This is a genomic window from Bradyrhizobium sp. WSM471, from assembly GCF_000244915.1.
In the GTDB taxonomy this organism is placed as follows: Bacteria; Pseudomonadota; Alphaproteobacteria; order Rhizobiales; family Xanthobacteraceae; genus Bradyrhizobium.
The window spans coordinates 1,184,582-1,202,386 of sequence record NZ_CM001442.1 but is presented as its reverse complement, the minus strand read 5'-3'; the positions used below and the strand labels follow the sequence as shown (position 1 = coordinate 1,202,386).

14 protein-coding genes and 1 tRNA gene are annotated in these 17,805 nt (G+C 63.8%); 7 read left to right on the top strand and 8 right to left on the bottom strand.

Translation table 11 applies throughout. The annotated features are described in order from the left end of the window. Positions 1 to 8: 8 nt before the first annotated feature. Entirely contained in the window at positions 9 to 1,211 is a 1,203-nt protein-coding gene (locus BRA471DRAFT_RS05515; RefSeq protein ID WP_007605248.1) for an MFS transporter, read from the top strand. A gap of 145 nt (positions 1,212 to 1,356) precedes the next feature. On the opposite strand, the gene BRA471DRAFT_RS05510 is transcribed toward BRA471DRAFT_RS05515, so the two are convergent. From BRA471DRAFT_RS05510 to BRA471DRAFT_RS05490, 5 genes are all read right to left on the bottom strand, one after another. Next, positions 1,357 to 2,364: an NAD(P)-dependent alcohol dehydrogenase gene (locus tag BRA471DRAFT_RS05510; protein ID WP_007605246.1), complete on the bottom strand. Its 1,008-nt coding sequence runs from the start codon at positions 2,362 to 2,364 to the stop codon at positions 1,357 to 1,359. Between the two features lie 16 nt (positions 2,365 to 2,380). Beyond that, complete coding sequence (locus BRA471DRAFT_RS05505) at positions 2,381 to 3,994, bottom strand: acyl-CoA synthetase (RefSeq protein WP_007605245.1); 1,614 nt, start codon at positions 3,992 to 3,994, stop codon at positions 2,381 to 2,383. Positions 3,995 to 4,148: 154 nt separating this feature from the next. Then, positions 4,149 to 4,637 carry a DUF2059 domain-containing protein gene (locus BRA471DRAFT_RS05500; protein ID WP_007605242.1) on the bottom strand — a complete coding sequence of 163 codons (489 nt, stop codon included), beginning with the start codon at positions 4,635 to 4,637 and terminating at the stop codon, positions 4,149 to 4,151. A 45-nt stretch (positions 4,638 to 4,682) separates the two neighbouring features. Continuing rightward, positions 4,683 to 5,900, bottom strand: a complete 1,218-nt coding sequence (locus BRA471DRAFT_RS05495; protein ID WP_007605241.1) for an OpgC domain-containing protein — start codon at positions 5,898 to 5,900, stop codon at positions 4,683 to 4,685. 316 nt (positions 5,901 to 6,216) lie between these two features. Further along, positions 6,217 to 9,159, bottom strand: a complete 2,943-nt coding sequence (locus BRA471DRAFT_RS05490) for an AAA family ATPase (protein WP_371258300.1) — start codon at positions 9,157 to 9,159, stop codon at positions 6,217 to 6,219. Between the two features lie 391 nt (positions 9,160 to 9,550). On the opposite strand from BRA471DRAFT_RS05490, the gene BRA471DRAFT_RS05485 reads away from it, so the two are divergent. Further along, positions 9,551 to 10,042, top strand: coding sequence for a hypothetical protein (locus tag BRA471DRAFT_RS05485; RefSeq protein WP_035974672.1), 492 nt, complete (start codon positions 9,551 to 9,553; stop codon positions 10,040 to 10,042). 171 nt (positions 10,043 to 10,213) lie between these two features. Beyond that, positions 10,214 to 11,251 (top strand): thermonuclease family protein, encoded by a 1,038-nt coding sequence (locus BRA471DRAFT_RS05480; RefSeq protein WP_007605236.1) that lies wholly within the window; start codon positions 10,214 to 10,216, stop codon positions 11,249 to 11,251. Between the two features lie 72 nt (positions 11,252 to 11,323). On the opposite strand, the gene BRA471DRAFT_RS05475 is transcribed toward BRA471DRAFT_RS05480, so the two are convergent. Continuing rightward, positions 11,324 to 12,076 (bottom strand): SDR family NAD(P)-dependent oxidoreductase, encoded by a 753-nt coding sequence (locus BRA471DRAFT_RS05475; protein ID WP_007605235.1) that lies wholly within the window; start codon positions 12,074 to 12,076, stop codon positions 11,324 to 11,326. A gap of 95 nt (positions 12,077 to 12,171) precedes the next feature. Here BRA471DRAFT_RS05475 and BRA471DRAFT_RS05470 point away from each other — a divergent pair, with 95 nt between their 5' ends. After that, entirely contained in the window at positions 12,172 to 12,483 is a 312-nt protein-coding gene (locus BRA471DRAFT_RS05470) for a helix-turn-helix transcriptional regulator (RefSeq protein WP_035973552.1), read from the top strand. 118 nt (positions 12,484 to 12,601) lie between these two features. On the opposite strand, the gene BRA471DRAFT_RS05465 is transcribed toward BRA471DRAFT_RS05470, so the two are convergent. Then, positions 12,602 to 12,678: transfer RNA gene (locus tag BRA471DRAFT_RS05465), tRNA-Met, on the bottom strand. 311 nt (positions 12,679 to 12,989) lie between these two features. Between BRA471DRAFT_RS05465 and BRA471DRAFT_RS05460 the strand changes: the two genes are divergently transcribed. Together BRA471DRAFT_RS05460 and BRA471DRAFT_RS05455 are read left to right on the top strand one after the other, a co-directional pair. After that, entirely contained in the window at positions 12,990 to 14,471 is a 1,482-nt protein-coding gene (locus BRA471DRAFT_RS05460; protein WP_007605231.1) for a coniferyl aldehyde dehydrogenase, read from the top strand. 98 nt (positions 14,472 to 14,569) lie between these two features. Beyond that, positions 14,570 to 16,168 carry a GMC family oxidoreductase gene (locus tag BRA471DRAFT_RS05455; RefSeq protein ID WP_007605229.1) on the top strand — a complete coding sequence of 533 codons (1,599 nt, stop codon included), beginning with the start codon at positions 14,570 to 14,572 and terminating at the stop codon, positions 16,166 to 16,168. Positions 16,169 to 16,357: 189 nt separating this feature from the next. Here the strand turns inward: BRA471DRAFT_RS05455 and BRA471DRAFT_RS05450 are convergent, their stop codons facing one another. Beyond that, positions 16,358 to 17,119 carry an SDR family oxidoreductase gene (locus BRA471DRAFT_RS05450; protein ID WP_007605228.1) on the bottom strand — a complete coding sequence of 254 codons (762 nt, stop codon included), beginning with the start codon at positions 17,117 to 17,119 and terminating at the stop codon, positions 16,358 to 16,360. A 129-nt stretch (positions 17,120 to 17,248) separates the two neighbouring features. Between BRA471DRAFT_RS05450 and BRA471DRAFT_RS05445 the strand changes: the two genes are divergently transcribed. Next, positions 17,249 to 17,761: a CvpA family protein gene (locus tag BRA471DRAFT_RS05445; RefSeq protein WP_007605222.1), complete on the top strand. Its 513-nt coding sequence runs from the start codon at positions 17,249 to 17,251 to the stop codon at positions 17,759 to 17,761. The last annotated feature ends 44 nt before the right edge of the window (positions 17,762 to 17,805 follow it).

Here is a 17,805-nt window from a genome sequence, read left to right as displayed (position 1 = left end):
TGGTATCGATGACATCGCGGTCCCCCTCCTCGTCTCGTATCTGGCCCCTGTTCGCTCTCAACTTCTTCATGGCCGACATGCAGTCGGGCATCGGCCCCTTCGTCGGCGTATTTCTCCAGGAGCGCGGCTGGGCGAGCGGGTTGATCGGTACCGCGATGACGATCGGCAATGTCGCGGGCATGCTGATCACGACGCCGATCGGTGGCTTCATTGACGCCAGCCGCAACAAGCGCATGTGGGTCGTCATTCCCGGCATTTGCGTGGTGCTCGCATCCGCGATCATCCTGATCTCGCAGAATTTCTGGGCGGTGACGTTCTCGCAGGTCGCACAATCCCTGGCGAGCGCCGCGATCGTGCCGGCGGTTACAGGCATCACGCTCGGCATCGCCAAGCAGAAGGGCTTCAACGCGCTCAACGGCCGCAACCAGGCGTTCAACCACGCCGGCAACATGGTCGGCGCCGCGCTGTCGGGCTATCTCGGTTACAAGTTCGGCTATGTCGCCGTGTTCGTGCTGGCGGCGGTGTTCGGCGCCATCGCGATCGCCTGCGTGATGATGATCCCGGCTAAGGCGATCGACGACCGCGCCGCGCGCGGCAGCAAGGAGGACGATCCCGACAGCGCGCCGGACGCGTTCACGATGCTGCTCAAGCACCGCGCGCTGCTGGTGCTGGCACTGGCGCTCGCACTATTCCATCTCGGCAATGCCGCCATCGTTCCACTCTATGGCCTGGCGGCGGTCGCCGAAGGCCAGGCCAACGGCCCGAGCTTCGTCGCGACCACCGTGGTGATCGCGCAAGGCGTGATGATCATCACGTCGCTGATCGCAATGAAGGCGGCGAGCAAGCGCAACTACTGGCCTGTCATCCTCGTCTCCTTCATGTTCCTGCCCATCCGTGGCGTGCTCGCCTTCTTCGTCACGGGATGGTGGGGCGTTGTGCCGATGCAGGTGCTCGACGGCATCGGCACGGGACTCCAGACGGTTGCCGTCCCCGGCATGGTCGCGCGCTCGCTCAACGGCACCGGCCGCATCAATCTCGGCCAGGGTGCCGTGATCACCGTGCAGGGCGTCGGCGCGAGCCTCAGTCCCGCGCTTGGCGGCTGGATCGCGCAATGGATCGGCTACGGCCCGACTTTCCTGCTACTCGGCGGTTTTGGCCTCGCGTCCATGGCGCTGTGGTTCGCGTTCGGCGCGGCTGTAAAGAAGTATTGAGGCCAGCCTTCTCAGCCGTCATTGCGAGGAGCGAAGCGACGAAGCAATCCAGGCTGTCTCTGCGGAAAGATCCTGGATTGCTTCGCTGCGCTCGCAATGACGATGTAGGGGCGAGTTGCGCGCTACAGCTCTCGCCGAATTCCGCTCAACTAAACTCCACCACGATCTTGCCGAAATGGCCGCCTTGCTGCATCAACCGCAACGCGTCGGGCACGGCATCGAAGGCAAAACTGCGGTCGATCACCGGCTTCATGCCATTGCGGCTGATCGCTGCCGTCATACCCTCGAACATACGGCGGCTGCCGACAGAGAGGCCGACGACGTGCAAATTCTTGGAGAACAGGCTTGGAATCGCGATCTGCTGCGAGAAGCCGGAGAGCACGCCAATCACCAGAATGGTACCGCCGATCCGCGCCGCCTCGAGTGACTGCGAGAACGTATCCTTGCCGCCGACCTCGACGACGTGGTCGACGCCGCCGCCGGTCCACTCTGCCGCGGCCTTGCCCCACTCAGGAACCGAGCGATAGTTGATCGTGTGATCGGCGCCGAGCGCACGAGCGCGTTCGAGCTTCTCGTCACTCGATGACGTTACGATCACGCTCCCGCCTGCAAGTTTGGCAAATTGCAATGCGAAGATCGACACACCGCCGGTACCCTGCACCAGAACGGTGTCGCCGGGCTTCACCTTGGCCTCCTCGAACAGCGCGCGCCAGGCGGTTAGCCCGGCGCAAGGCAGCGTCGCCGCTTCCTGGAAAGAGAGATGCGACGGAATGCGGCTGACACCCTCCGCGTCCAGCAACAAGACTTCCTGCAACACACCCGGACGTGTGCCACCGAGCGCGTAGCGCCGGCTCGCGGTTGAAACCGCTCCGTCGATCCACGATTGGAAGAACATCGGGCAGACGCGGTCCCCGACTGCTACGCGGGAAACGCCGTCGCCGGCGGCGATCACCTCGCCGGCGCCATCGGAGAACGGGATCAACGGCAATCTGGTGACGCCACCCTTGCCCTGCACCGTGAGCAGATCGCGATAATTCAGCGACGCCGCCCGCATGCGCACCGCGACCTGCCCCGGACCGGGCTTGGGCTCGGGTAGATCGGCGAGCTCCATTCCCTCGATCGACCAGTCCCGCGCGATTTGCCAGACTTTCATGGTCGGGCGCTCCGCTTCAGGTCCCAAAATTCTTCTGGATCGCCTTGTCGAGCGTTTCGCCGCCGACGAAGCGCTGGCGCAGCTCGCGCTTGAGCAGCTTGCCGCTCGGGTTCTTGGGCAGGGCATCGACGAAGATGACGCGCTTGGGCACCTTGAAATGCGCCATCTGGCCGGCGCAATGCTTGATGACGGACTCCTCGTCGAGCTTCTCGCCGCTCTTGACCACGACAATCGCAGTCACCGCCTCGATCCAGCGCGGATCGGGCAGGCCTACCACCGCAACCTCGGACACGGCGGGGATGCGGTAGACCATCTCCTCGACCTCGCGGCTGGCGACGTTTTCGCCACCGGTCTTGATCATGTCCTTGACGCGATCGACCACGGTGATGTGGCCCTCGTCATCGACGGTGGCGAGATCGCCGGAATGAAACCAGCCGCCGGAGAACGCCGCCGCCGTCTTGACCGGATCGTTGTAATAGCCGGAGAGCAGATGCGGCGAGCGGTGCACGATCTCGCCCACTTCGCCCACCTTCACATCCTCCATCGAGCTGTTGACCACGCGGGTCTCGACATTGAGCACGGGCTTGCCCGCCGAACCGGCCTTGCGCAGCTGGTCCGCAGGACCCAGCACGGTCGCGAGCGGCGCGATCTCGGTCTGGCCGTAGAAATTCCAGAATTTCACGCTGGGCAGGCGGCGCTGAAGCTCGAGCAGCACCTCCACCGGCATGATCGAGGCGCCGTAATAGCCCTTCTGCAAGGTCGACAAGTCCGTCTTGTCGAAATTGGGCGAGCGCAGCATCGCGATCCAGATTGTCGGCGGCGCGAAGAACGACGTGATCTCGTGCGTCTGGATCAATGACAGAATGTTTTCGGCCGCCGGCTTGCCCGTGATCACGCCGGAGGCGCCGAGATAGATTTGCGGCCCCAGGAACACGTCGAGCTGCGCACAATGATAGAACGGAAGCGCGTGCAGGAATTTGTCGTCCACGCTCATGCCTCCGTCGATGATGCAGCTGACATACTGCCACATCACCGCTTCATGGGTCAGCATCGCGCCTTTGGGCAGCGACTCCGTGCCGCTGGTGTAGACGATCTGCGCTAGATCGCGGCTGTCGACGGACGCATCGAGGTACGAGTCGTTGGCGTCGAGGAGATCGTCGAAGGTGGTGAGGCCCGCGGGCGCCGCGGCGGGATCCTCACCCGGCAGCCAGATCATCTTCTCGACCGCGCAATCCCTGGCGCTGGCCGCGCGCGCGGGCTCGACGAAATCAGGGCCGGCCGCGAGCAGCTTTGCGCCGGAGCTTTTCAGGATGAAATTGATCTCGTCCGGATTGAGCATGAAGTTGATCGGCACCAGCACCGCGCCGATCCGGGCCAACGCGAACCGGAGTGCCGCAAAGGTGTGCGAATTACGCGAGAGCACGGCGAGGCGGTCACCCTTTTTCACGCCGAGGCCAAGCAGGCCGCGGCCGAGCCGATTGCAGATTGCGTCCATCTCGGCAAAGGTCCAGCTGACATTGCCGCAGCTCACCGCGAGCTTGCCCGGATCGCGGCTGCCTGCGCGGCGCAGGAGGTCGCCGATGGAATGCTCGCGGGCCTTCGAGATGGTGGCTGCGATGTCGCCGGTCATTTCCGTTCCCCTGAATTTTTCTCTTGGCGCGAGCGCCGCCCCGAGCACAGGTCAGCCCACGGCATTCACGCGTTTCTTGTCTTTGCAAAAGCGTAGTCGGCGCGAACGGCCGCGTCAAATCAGCGAGCGCGGCGCCGTTACGCAAGAGTTGAGCTCAGAGCTTGTGCCCTTTTTTGCGCAGCGCCTCGATGAGGCGCAGCTTCAGCTCGTCCGCCGTCTTCTGGCTGACGTCCTGGGCGATCTGCGCGCTTGCCTGTGCCAGCGCATCCGACTTCTCCAGAAGCTTCTTCCCGGCCGGCTGGGCATAGAAGGCCTCGATCTGGCGCAGCTCGTCGACGCTGAAGCTCTGGGCATAGAGGGCGGCGACCTGGTCGACCATCGAGGTGAGGGCCGGGGTGTAGATCTCGGAGCCGGGTGCCGTCACAGCGTCATAGTCGCGCTCGATCTCCGGCCTGTCCTGCGCGACCACGGGCCTCAGCTTGAGCAGGAGTTGCGGCAGCAGCGCGCGATACTGCTCCCCGATCTTCAAGGTGACCACGAGCTTGCGCGCCGCGCTCATCGCCTCCGGCGAGGGTGCTTGCGCCGATGCACCCGAGATCAGGAGCAGGAGGGTGCCGGCGATCGTCAACACAAGTCTGGACATAAACCTCTCCGTTGGACCTCTCGACGAAATGCGGGCCGGCGATACTCAATGACCCGCGGGCGCCACGGCAGACCTGTCCGCAGGCGCGCTTTCCAGGGCGGTGTCGGCCTCCTCGACCTCCGTCACCTTCACGAACAGGTTCGGCACCCGTTCGGCCCGGTCGAGCAGCCAGGCGGCTGCGATCATGATGACGATGCCGACGGCGGAGACCGCGAGCTGCTCCCAGACGCCCCTGGTGTATTGCGTCAGGATCCAGTGCGCCGAGAACGACAGGAAGACGCCGAGGCAGAAGATCGGCAGCGAATGCTGACCGCAGAGGATCACGGGGCGCAGCCAAGCCCCGTGCAGGGTCCGCCATTTGCGCGAGATGAGATGCGTCACCCAGATCGCCAGCGCCAGAAAATGCGTGAAGCGCAGCATGTCGAGGTCGGTCTTGTCGATCGGGTAGATCGCCTTGATCATCCATTTCGGGATCAGGGCTTCGAGCGCGGGGACGTGCCAGGTCATCACGATCAGCAGCGCGAAGGCGAGCCAGGCCGCGGCCAGCGTCAGCGCCGCCTTCGACCACACCCATCTCGCGATCTTCTCGATCTGGCCGATGCCGCACCAGGCCGCGAACACGAACATCAACTGCCAGCAGAACGGGTTGAAGTACCAGGTCGTGCCGGGCGGATAGGAGGCGATGTTCCAGTTGAACCAGCGCGACAGCACGTAGAGCACCACGGACGCGGCGAGCGTCAGGTTCGGCCGGCGCACCAGGCACCACACGATGAAGGGCGCAGCGAACACCAGCGTGATGTAAAGCGGCAGCACGTCGAGATTGACCGGCTTGTAGCGCAGTGAGAGCGCCTGCCCGATCAGAACGTCCGGATGCTCGAGGAAATTGTGAACGTTGAACTCGTGCTCGTACATGGGATTGTCGAAGCGGCGCACGGTGCGGGCGATCTGCGCCGTGAACAGCAGGAACAGCATGATGTGGGCGACATACATCTCGGCCGCGCGCCGCCACAGCCGCTTCAGCGCGGCGACAAACCAGCCGCCCGCGACGATCGGCCCGTAGATCCAGCCGACCAGATAACCGGAGATGAAGACGAAGAATTCGGCGGCGTCGCTGAAGCCGTAATTGCGCAAGGTCAGCCAGGCCACGACGTCGTGCGGGATGTGGTCGAGGAAGATCATCCACAGACCGATGCCGCGGAAGAGATCGAGCCGCAGGTCGCGCTCGACCGGAGCGAGCAGCGCCGACTGGTCCCGTATGATCATGGCCCCGCCTCGTTCGGTGGGCGTCGCGCCGTCGCGGCGCCGAAAAATCGGATGCTAAAAAATTGAAATCAAAAGTCGCCTGGCCGTGTGGCCAGGGCTGACGGTAGCCGACCTTGCTGCGCGTGCAAGGGCATAGTCATCGGAGCGCCGCACAAGCGTGCCGTCCTCCGCGCTGCACCATGAAGGGCCCTTCAAGATAAAAGGGCAAAAACAACCCCATGCACAGTAGCTAACTCCTTGCGGCGCCTGCTGAATTTATTTGACGCGTCGGGCAGATTTCGGCCGCGACGGCGGCCCGGCCGCCGCCGCCGTCAGCTTAGCTCGTCACCGTCGCCTGCATCTCGTTGAGCATCGCCTCGGCCTTGTGCCGCAGCGGCAGCGCGCCGCTCTCGGCGGCGATCGCGATGGTCGCGCGCAGGGCGGCGAGGATGGCCGCCTTGGCCTGCGCATCCGACGGCGGCGTCACCACGGCCTCGCCAAACAGGGCCTCCGCCTCCAGCCCGGAGAACCCCTGTTGCCGCGCGGTGTTGCGCGCCTCGCGCAGCATGTTCTGCGCGGCCTGGGCGTCGCCGAGACGGTGGGTGGCGAGCGCCAGGTAGATCGAGCTGCGCAGCACCGCCGAGGTATAGCCGACCGCCTTGGCCTCCTCACGCGCCTCCGTCAGCATGCCGCGCGCCCGGTCGAACAGCCCCTGCTCCAGATAGGCCATGCCGAGATGGCAGGCGAGCACCGGCACGAACAGCCGGATGCCGTGCTTCTGCGCCAGGACAAAACCATCCTCGAGAATGGCGGCGGCCGCCGCCGGCTCGCCGCGGCCGAGCTTCAGCCAGCCGCCGCTATAGGCAGCGGCGACGCGGTCGTAGGGGCGGCCGGTCTCCTCCGCGATCGCGGCGGCCTGTTGCTGGAGCTGCTCGGCGGCCTCGAACTCACCCATCACGGTGTGGGTGAAGCTTTTCATCATGCAGCAGAGCAGGAGGGTGTATTTCGGGGGCGTGCCGAACGGCGCACTCGCGTCCGGGCCCATCAGATGGGCACGGGCTCGTGCGATAGTCCGCTCCGCCTCGCGATAGCGCCCGGCAAGAAAATAGGCCTGCCCGAGATTGTATTGCGCAAGGTTGCGCCAACCGGGATTGCCGGATTCTTCGGCAAGACCAACGACCTCCTCGCCAAGCGTAACGGCCTCCGTAGGTGTCCCATAGAAGTTCTGCCCACCCGCCATGACCGTCTTGGCGGCAACCCTTCTGCCGACATCATTGATCTCGCTGGCCCGTTGGTCGGCTTCCTTTCCCAGATCGATCCACTCGGCAACCCGACCGGACCAGATGAACGCCATGCGCGCCTCCATCCGGAGATCAATGGCATTCGTCTCCCTCGAACTGGTTATTGGCGTCTTATCGAGTGAACTCATCGCTGTCCGGAAGTAGTCGACCGCGTCTGCATATGCCGAGCGCAAAAGACACTTCTGTGCGGCGATTCTCCCATAGTTGAACGCCTTGGGCCAGTCCTTGGCACGCATTGCGTGGTAGCAGAGGGCGTCAGGATCATCTCTCGATATGTCGTCGTTCTCGAATGCCGCGAGAACCCGCGCATGTACGCTCTCGCGGACCTTTTCGACCATCGTCTCGTAGGTCACCTGGCGAACCATCTCGTGTCGAAACTCAAGCGAGTCCGCGATGTCGCTGTCGATCTTGACCAGCAGCTCGGCCCGATCGAGCGCTGCAAGGCAGTCCCGCAGGGCGTCTTCGGGCAACTCGGAGACTTTCCGCACGACGGCTTCGCTGGATCGCGGCCCCAATGCTGCAGCGACCTGCAAAACCAGGCGCTCCTGCCTCGACACCCGATCGAGCCGCGCCGCAATCACACCTTGGATACTTGTGGGGATACCTAGCTCTTCTATCGGACGCACCAAGGCCAGATCACCCCACTGGCCGCGAAGTGTGCCGTTATCCTTCAGACCACGGCAGACCTCCTCGATGAACAGCGGAACGTTGGCGGTGTGAGAGATGATCCGGTCCTTCAAGCCTGCATTTGTCACGGACGTGCCGAGCATGTCGGCCAACATGGCCATTCCGGATTCATCATCCAATGACCGCATCGCGATCACTTCTGCATGACAACGCGCGATCCATTCCGGCATTCCGTTCGGCCTGCTCGTGAGGAAAACAAACAGATTCGGCACCTGTAGCGACGCTATGGCGGCAATAACTGTATCGCTGGCTCGATCAACCCAGTGCAGATCCTCGATGAGAAGAACGGTGCCGCTGTGACGGGCCACGCCTTCCAGGATTGCGCAGCTGGCCTCCGAAATCGCCCGGCCCCGCGCGTAGGGCTCCAATTCGCTCCAACGCGGATCGGAAATAGGCAAATCCAGCACCGCGTCGATTGCAAACTGATGGACCGCCGACAATTCCTTTCGAGGGTCTGCCAGGCGATCTGAGTCCTTGGAGACTGCCTCCAGGAGGGAAAGCACCAGTCGCTTCAGGGTGCTAAATGGCGCGCCCTGAAGATTTGGGCTGCACTCGACGTCGAGCAACCGCCAGCCGTCAGCCCTGAGGTCCTGCGCAAATTCGTGCGCAAGCCGCGACTTCCCAATGCCCGCATCCCCCATCAGCAGAACCGTCTGCCCGCTGGTGACAACCTTCTCCGCAGCGCGCCATAGCAGCGCCCGCTCCGTCGTCCGGTCGACAAACCGGGAGACGCTACGAGCGCGTCGCACCCGCCAGCTCGAAAGATCGCTTGCTCCAATGATCCGATAGACCGGCAGAGCTTCGTTAAAGCCGCGCAGAGTCTTGCGGCCAAGAAAATCAAAGCGGACATGTCCGTCCGCAAGCTTCTGACAGGCTTCGGACACGTAGATCTGGTTCGCCTCGGCCGCTGCCTCCAGCCGCGCCGCCAGGTGCTGGGCGGCGCCGCCGATCTCGTAGACCTTGGAAAATTCGCTCGCGACCATGTAGGCCACCACATGACCCGAGTGGATGCCGACCCGGACTTGAAGTCCTGGATCGCCCAGACTGCCAACGCGCCGAACCAGCTCGATGGCCGCGTGGCAGGCCAGGGGGGCGTGGTTGTCGTCGGCGATCGGGGCGCCGAAGACGGCGGCCAACCCGTCACCCAACTCCTTGCTGACGATGCCGCCGAACTGGCGCACCGCGCCTCTCATCGCCGCAAGAGCCGGTTCGAGGCGCGATACCGCCGCCTCCGGCTCCAGCTCGGCAACAAGACCCGTGGAGTCGACGACGTCGGCGCGCAGAATCGTCACAAACCTTCGTTCGCTGTCGGGATCGACGCGCTGGCGGACCGCCGCCCCGCATTTGGAGCACCAGCTATCATCCGGACCGATCGCAGACTGACACGTGAAGCAATTCATTCCTGCGCCTCAAAGGCCGCGGTCATTCTGTCGACCAGAACCGCAAGCACCTCTCGATAAGAATACCTATCGAGAACCGCTTAGCAATCGGGCTCAGCCTTCACCATGAGCGGGGCATGGCGCGGTTGGCGATCTGGACGAAACACAGTCCTGAGTGGTAGCGTAACTAAATCCCAGCAAAGATGGGTCATATGTTCGGCGGCGCGAGGTTTGGCCAAACTGACCGGCGCCGCGGAGCTGCATGTATTTTGGCAAGGCCACGGACATATTGAGGGAAAAGGCGATGGGCTCGAGGACTTACAACGGCAAGCAGTTCAGAGACTTGATGAACAGCAATTACTACCCGCTGGCGAACATGAAAAAGAGCGTGGCGAAGCTCAAAGCGTCGGACGACATCGATCTGCCGACCCTGGAGTATGGCCAGTACCACCTGATTCTGACGCCGGCGTCGAGCTGGCCGCAGGAAAGCGCCAAGTACTGGCACAAGGAGAAGGGTCGGGCCCGTCTCGACCTCAGCACCCAGCCGAACACAGTTCCCCTGTCCAGGGATGAGCCGGGCGTCATTCCCCTGACGCGATGCGATCTGCTCGATGCCTGCGTCCGGAAATGCTTCAACTCCGAGCCGCCGATCCCGATGAAGACGAAGATCATCACCCACGAAGCCAGCGACGCTTTCGCGCACCGGCACGAGATCCGGCTGGAGTGGGACTACAAGACGGGCTCGGACAAGCCGACGCTGCTCAATTTGACGATGGTCTGCCCGCACAGATCCTGAGCTGAAGATACATTCTGCTTCGTTCGGAAGATCGTCTCCGCCCGCGGGCTACAAGCGCGCGGGTTAGAACCTCCGGCGCGTCCGCGAGGTGTCGTTCCTGTCGCATCTTCCGTCATGGGCTTGTCGTGCGAAAATGATTCGCTGTCTCCTGAACCATGACAGGAGCGGCCGATGCCCGTTGGACTGCTGGAGGTCGAAGGCACCATCGAGGTCAAGCAGTTCTGGCCGGAGGGGCGGTCGGACGCCGACACCACCAAGCTCGTGGTGGCCGTCGCGCCGGACGCGATCCGCTTCCGGAAGAACGACAGCTCGCCGTTCCAGTCGACCCACGTGTTCGACAACGCCAAGGTCAAGGGCCGAACCAACACGGCGCCGATCAAGAACGGCAAGCTCACCATCCGCCTCCAGGGCATTGACGCGCCGGAGCTGCACTACCAGCCCTCGCCGCTCTCGTCCGCGGAGAAGAAGGGGCTGACGGACGCCAAACGGCAGGCCTATCACGCGGTCACCCATTCCTACCGGCAATTCCTCGGCGCCACCGCGAGCAAGGCGCTGCATGATTTCCTCAGCAGCGCCGGCGAAGCGACGCTCGCCTGCCGGGTCTTCACCCATGTCGATGCGCCGAACGAGGTGTTCGACACCTATGGGCGGCTGGTCGGCGACATCGAGGTGACGGTCAGCGGCCACAAGGTCGACATCAATCAATGGCTGGTCGAGCAGGGCTTTGCCTATCCGACGTTCTACTCCTCGATGAACGACGACGAGATCAAAGCTTTCCTCGCGCTGGCCAAGACCGCGCGAACGAGGAAGCTGCCGGTCTGGAAGCACCTCGCCAAGACCGTCCCCGCCTTCGACTTCGACCTGCGCGAACCCAAGACAAACGAGACCGGCGTGCTGGCGAGCGACAAGGGCCCGGTGATCATGCCAAAGCTCTACCGCCGCTACGCCAATTGGTCGGCGCGCAAGAAGGCCAAGGTGACGAGCCAGAGTTTCCAGAAGTTCTTGGGCGAAGGCTCCGGCGGCAAGCCCGACACCTGCTACGAGATCGACGACTTCCTGGAGAACGGCGTGCACTCGGCGACACCGCGCAATTTTGCGGAGTTCGTCGAGGGCGGAAAGACCATCAAGTTTCAGCCGGAGGGACTGGTGTTCGGCGAGGCGCCGTCGAGTTTGGTGGGGGCGGACGGGAAGGCGATTAAAGAGTTTTGAGAGACGCGCGATAAAGATGGCCCGCACGACGCGGGCCATCTCCTCATAGAACCCCTTAAGCTTCGCGCTCCGTCAGCGCAGGCCGCCTGTCACATGCAGCGTCTCGCCCGTGACGTACGACGCGTCGTCCGAAGCGAAGAAGGCCACTGCGGCAGCGATCTCCTCGACCTTGCCGATGCGGCCGAGCGGGGTGGTGGATTCGATCCAGTTGCGCATGTCACCTTCGTGCAGGCCGGCCGAGACGACGCCTTCGGTCGCGATCATGCCCGGGTTGACGGCGTTGACGCGGATCTTGCGCGGCGCCAGCTCCTTCGCCAGGACGGCGGAGATTGCATCCACCGACGCCTTGGTCGCGGTGTAGACGGCTGTGTTCGCCGGCGCGATGGTCGATACGCCGGAGCTGATGTTGATGATGCTTCCGCCATTGGCGTTGAAGTGCTTCGAAGCTTCGCCCGAGACCAGCAGCAGGCCAAGCACATTGAGGTCGAATTGCCTATGGAAATGCTCAGGCGTGATGGCCTCGAGCGGGGCGAATTCGTAAATGCCCGCGTTGTTGACGAGGATATCGATCGCGCCGAACGCCTTTACGGTCTCTGCGACCACGTTTGTCACGTCCTTGGCGTCGGCCAGATTGCCGTGGACCGCGACGGCTTTGCCACCCTTGGCGACGATGGCGGCGACCACGCGGTCGGCGGCCTGCTTGCTGGAGCTGTAGTTGACGGCGACCGCCGCGCCCTCGGCCGCGAGCCGAGCGGCGATTTCGGCGCCGATGCCTTTGGAAGCGCCGGTCACGAGCGCAACTTTTCCTTCGAGTCTCTTGGTCATCACATATTCTCCACCGTCCGGCACGACGCCGATATTCAATAGTTCAATACTAGTGAACTATTGAATGAGTTCAAGGGAGGTGCTATATTTTGTTCATGGTGCAGTTCGTTCACCCACCGCGGAGCGAGATTTCACTGGCTGGGGTGCTGGGAGCGCTCGCGGACCCGATGCGGCTGCGTATCGTCAAGAGCCTGGCCGCGCAGAACGATTGCATGTCGTGCACCGAGGCGGCGCCCTGCCCTGACATGGCGAAGTCGACCCTGTCGAACCATTTTCGCATCCTGCGCGAGGCCGGCCTGATCCGGACCTCCAAGCAAGGCGTCCAGCACCGCAATGTCCTGCGCGAGGAGGACATCAATGCGCGGTTTCCGAAGCTGCTGAAGATGATCCTTAGCTATCCGGAGTGAGGGCTTCCCCCACTCTTGCGCAAGGTGCGGCCAACGTTTCCGCCGCAGCGCCTCCCAAAACAAAAATGGCCCGCGTGATGCGGGCCATTTTCGGATCGGGACCGGTAAGGTCCGAACTTGGTTGCGGGGATAGGATTTGAACCTATGACCTTCAGGTTATGAGCCTGACGAGCTACCGGGCTGCTCCACCCCGCGTTAACCGTTGCTTTGCCTTCGTGAAAGTGCCGGGGACGGTGAATGAAGGGCCGGCGCTGTTCGCGTGGCTTGCTTCGTCCGTCCCAAAGGCTTCCTTGGAAGGCAACCCCGGGCAAAGCCCTTGGGTGCGGGCGGTATGTACCAACCCGGGGTGGCTTTGGAAAGGGCTGTGGGGACGTTTTTTTCGACTTTATGACAGCGCAGTGGACGAATTTGTGGCCTGTTTGGCCCGCCCTTGCCAGAAGTTCCACGAGGGGCCAGCTTGCGGCAACAAAACCAGGCGGAAACGCCACTTAAAGAGGGAGAACGCCATGGACCACGCCTTGGACCGCCCCTCCGATCGCCCTTCCGATCGCCCCTTGGACCGCCCCCCGCCGAGCGCCCCGCTTCGGGCCGTCGAAGACGCCTTCCATACCATGGTCGCGCGGTCGCGGGCCGAGCCGGCGCCTGGCCTCGCCGAGCGGCTCGACCGGCTGGCGCGGCTGCGCACTGTCGTTGCCGACAACGAGGAGCGCTTCCGGCAGGCGATCTCGGCCGATTTCGGCCACCGCTGCGCGGTCGAGACCAATATCGCCGAGACCATGATGGTGTTCTCCGAGATCCGTCATGCCACGAAACACCTCAAGAGCTGGATGGCGCCGCAGCGCGTTTCGACGGCGCTGCAATTTTTGCCCGCGCGCAATCGGCTGATGCCGCAGCCGCTCGGCGTCGTCGGCATCATCGCGCCCTGGAATTATCCGCTGCAGCTGACGCTCGCGCCCGCGATCGGCGCGCTCGCCGCCGGCAACCGTGTCATCATCAAGCCGAGCGAGCTCGTGCCGCATTTCTCAGCGCTGCTGAAGGAGACGGTCGCGCAAAAATTCGACGCTGCGGAGCTGCTCGTCACCGGCGTCGAGGACGAGATCGCGAAGGCCTTCGCACACCTGCCGTTCGATCATCTGGTGTTCACCGGCTCGACCCGGGTGGGGCGGCTGGTGGCGGAGGCAGCGGGGCGCAATCTGACGCCCGTCACGCTCGAGCTCGGCGGCAAGTCGCCTGTTGTCATCGACGCTTCGGCCGATCTCGACGAGGCCGCCGAGCGCATCGCCTACGGCAAGCTGCTCAATGCCGGGCAGACCTGCATCGCGCCCGACTATGTGCTGGTGCCCGAGCGCGCGTTGCAGGCCTTCGCCGAAAAAGTCCGTGCGCAGATGCGGCGCATGTTCGGCACCGATCCCGCCAACAAGGACTACACCTCCGTGATCTCCGACCGGCATTATGCGCGGCTGGAAAATCTCGTCGCGGATGCGGCAAGCCGCGGCGCCAAGATCCTGCAGCCGGCAAAGGCGGACGATCCCAACTGGAAGGCACACCGCAAATTCCCGCCGACGCTGATCGAGGGCGCGACCGAAGACATGGCCGTGATGCAGGAGGAGATTTTTGGACCGGTGCTGCCGGTGCTCGGCTATCGCGAAGCGGCCGACGCCATCGCCTTCGTCAACGCCCGCGACCGGCCGCTGGCGCTGTACTGGTTCGGCAAGGACCGCAATGCGCGCGACGAGGTGCTGGCGCGCACCATCTCCGGCGGCGTCACCATCAACGACTGCCTGTTCCACTTCGCGCAAATCAACCAGCCGATGGGCGGCGTCGGCGCATCCGGCACCGGCGCCTATCACGGCGAATGGGGCTTTCGCACGTTCAGCAAGCTGAAGCCGGTGTTCTATCGTTCGAAATTCAACCGGCTCGCCGACCTCTATCCGCCCTATGGCGGCAAGATCGCGCGGCTGGAGAAGATGATGCGGTTCATGTCGTAGGGGCGGTCGTTCCGGGGCGCGTAGCGAACCCGGAACCTCGAGATTCCGGGTTCGATGCTCCGCATTGCCCCGGAATGACGATAACGGGGGAAACATCAGTGACTGACACATTCGATTTCGTCGTCGTGGGCGCGGGCTCCGGCGGCTGCGCGGTGGCGGGGCGGCTGTCGGAGGATGCGGGGACATCCGTGGCGCTGCTCGATGCCGGAGGTTCGAACGACAATTGGCGGATCACCACGCCGTTCGGGCTCGCTTTGCCATACAAGGCCGCGAACTGGGGCTTCGATACGGTGCCGCAGAAGGGATTGAACGGTCGTATCGGCTATCAACCGCGCGGCAAGGGGCTCGGCGGGTCCTCGGCGATCAATGCCATGGTCTATATCCGCGGCAACAAATGGGACTACGACCACTGGGCCTCGCTCGGCAATGCCGGCTGGTCGTATGCGGACGTGCTGCCCTATTTCAAGGCTTCCGAGAACAACGCAGATTTCGACGGCGCGTATCATGGCAAGGGCGGCCCGCTGCATGTCAACAGGCTGCGCTCGGACAATCCGATCCATGACGTCTTCCATCAGGCCGCCCGCGAGGCGCAGTTCCGCATCCGCGAGGACTTCAATGAAGACGACCATGAAGGGCTCGGCAGCTACCAGGTAACCCAGCACAATGGCGAGCGCTGGAGCGCGGCGCGCGCCTATCTGCATCCCCATATGGACAAGCGCGCGAATCTGCGTGTCGAGACGGGAGCGCATGCCACGCGCATCCTGTTCGAAGGCGGGCGCGCCGTCGGCATCGAATACATCCAGGGCAAGCAGACAAGGCAGCTGCGCGCGCGGCGCGAGGTGATCCTCGCATCCGGCGCCTTCCAGTCACCGCAGCTATTGATGCTGTCGGGCATCGGCGACGGCGAGGCGCTTGCCGCGCACGGGATCGGCGTCGTGCATCATTTGCCGGGCGTCGGACGCAATCTGCAGGATCATCCGGATTTCGTGTTCGTCTACGCCTCCGACTATCCGCACTTCGTCCACTCATCGCTCGGCCAGCTGCCATCCCTGCTCCGCGCCATCCAGCGCTACCGCCGGGAGCGGCGCGGCCTGATGACCACCAATTTCGCCGAGTGTGGCGGCTTCCTGAAGACCCGATCCGACCTCGATGTGCCCGACATCCAGCTGCACTTCATCGTCGCGATGCTCGACGATCACGGCCGCAAGAAGCACAAGGAGGCGGGCTTCTCATGCCATGTCTGCCTGTTGCGACCGAAGAGCCGTGGCAGCGTCTGGCTGAAAAGCGCCGATCCGCTGGCAGCGCCGATGATCGATCCGAATTTTCTGGGCGAGGCGGAGGATCTCGAGGCGATGGTCGCGGGCTTCAAGACCACGCGACGGCTGATGGAGACGCCCGCGATGCGCGCGTTGCAGAAGAAGGACATGTTCACGTCCGATGTGAGAACGGACGACGACATTCGCGCCATCCTGCGCGCGCGTGTCGACACCGTCTATCACCCCGTCGGCACCTGCAAGATGGGCACCGATGCGATGGCCGTGGTCGATCCGGCGCTGAAGGTGCACGGCGTCGAGGGCCTGCGCGTCGTCGACGCTTCGATCATGCCGACGCTGATCGGCGGCAACACCAATGCCCCGACCATCATGATCGGAGAGAAGGCGGCGGACATGATCAGGGCGGAGATGCTGGCGAATTGAAGCACACTCTCGCTCCATTGTCGTCCCGGCGAAGGCCGGGACCCCAGGGAGTAGTCGTGGCACGAGATGGTAACCACGAGTCTTCGCCAAACTTCTCCCTGTGGTTATGGGTCCCGGATCTGCGCTCCGCTTCGCTGCGCTTGTCCGGGACGACGCCTGAGTGAACTCGCTTGTCCGGGACGACGGTAATCAATTCAGCAAGAACCCGCCGTCCACCGTCACCACGCTGCCCGTCATGTACCGCGAGGCCTTCGAGGCCAGCAGCAGGATCGCGCCGTCGAGATCGGATTCGGCGCCGATGCGGCGCTGCGGAATGCGCTTGGTCAGGCGCTCGCCCGGCGGCGTCGACCAGAACGCGTGGTTCATCTCGGTGTCGATATAACCGGGTGCCAGCGCGTTGATGCGGATGTTCTGCCCCGCGAGCTCCAGCGCCATCGCCTTGGTCGCCTGGATGATGCCGGCCTTGGAGATCGCGTAAGGCGACACCGCCTTCAGCACGCCGGTGCCGAGCACGGAGGCGATGTTGACGATGTTGCCGTCCTGCTTGCGCGCGATCATGCGGCGCGCGATCTCGGTCGCGAGGAAATAGGCGCCCTTGAGGTTGGCGCCGATCACCGCGTCCCAATCGGCCTCGGTCTGCTCGGTCGCGAGCTTTTCGATGGCGATGCCGGCATTGTTGATCAGCACCGTGACCGGGCCGAGCGCGGCTTCCGCTTCATCGACGGCCCTGGCGATCGATGCGGTGTCGGTGACGTCGAGCGCGACCGCGACGGCACGGCCGCCCTTGCCGCGGATCTCGTCTTCCAGGCTCTTCAGCTTGTCGGTCTGCCGCGCCGCGAGCGCGACCGCCGCGCCATGCGCCGCCAACACCCGGGCAAATTGCCGCCCCAGCCCCTGGCTCGCACCCGTGACGAGGATGGTTTCCTGACTGACATCGAATAGGTCTGACATGACGTTTTCCTTGACGCTTTCCTTGGGCGCTTTCCCTGAGCTTTGGCGCCATCAATACAGACGATTTTAACGATCTGAAACCGGAATGATCGGTTCTGCGTTGACTCGTTCCATGGCAGGCTCCCGCGCATGAACAGTTTCGATCTCGCCGTCTATGCGGCGCTCGCAATCGCGATCGGCTTCGGTTTCAGGACCGGCCTGCTCGGCAGCGCCATGACGATCCTGGCCTATCTCCTCGCCGCCCCGATCGCGGTTGCGCTGATGCCGCTCATCGTCCCGCAGGTCGCGGGCAATCCGAATGCGCCGCTGCTGCAGAACTGGATCTGGTTCTTCGGAATCTTCGTGGTGGTCGGCATGCTGTTTGGATATCTCGGCCGCCTGGCGCTGAGCGACACGATACGGCAGGCCGGCATCGGCGACCGGGTCGGCGGCGCAGCCCTCGGCGCCATCAGGGTCGGCCTCGTCGCCACCACCTTGGTGCTGGTGTTCGACCAGATCGTGCCGGCCAACCGGCAGCCGCCGTTCCTCGCCGGCTCGCACCTGAGGCCGCTGTTCTCGACGGTGGGCCGGATGGGCTTCAAGTCGCTGCCGCCGGAGGCGGCCTCCGCGATCGACCGTCTCAAGCAGGAGCGGCGCATCTGATGAGGCGCATTTGCATCGCCGGGCAAGTGCGCATGCATTTTGAT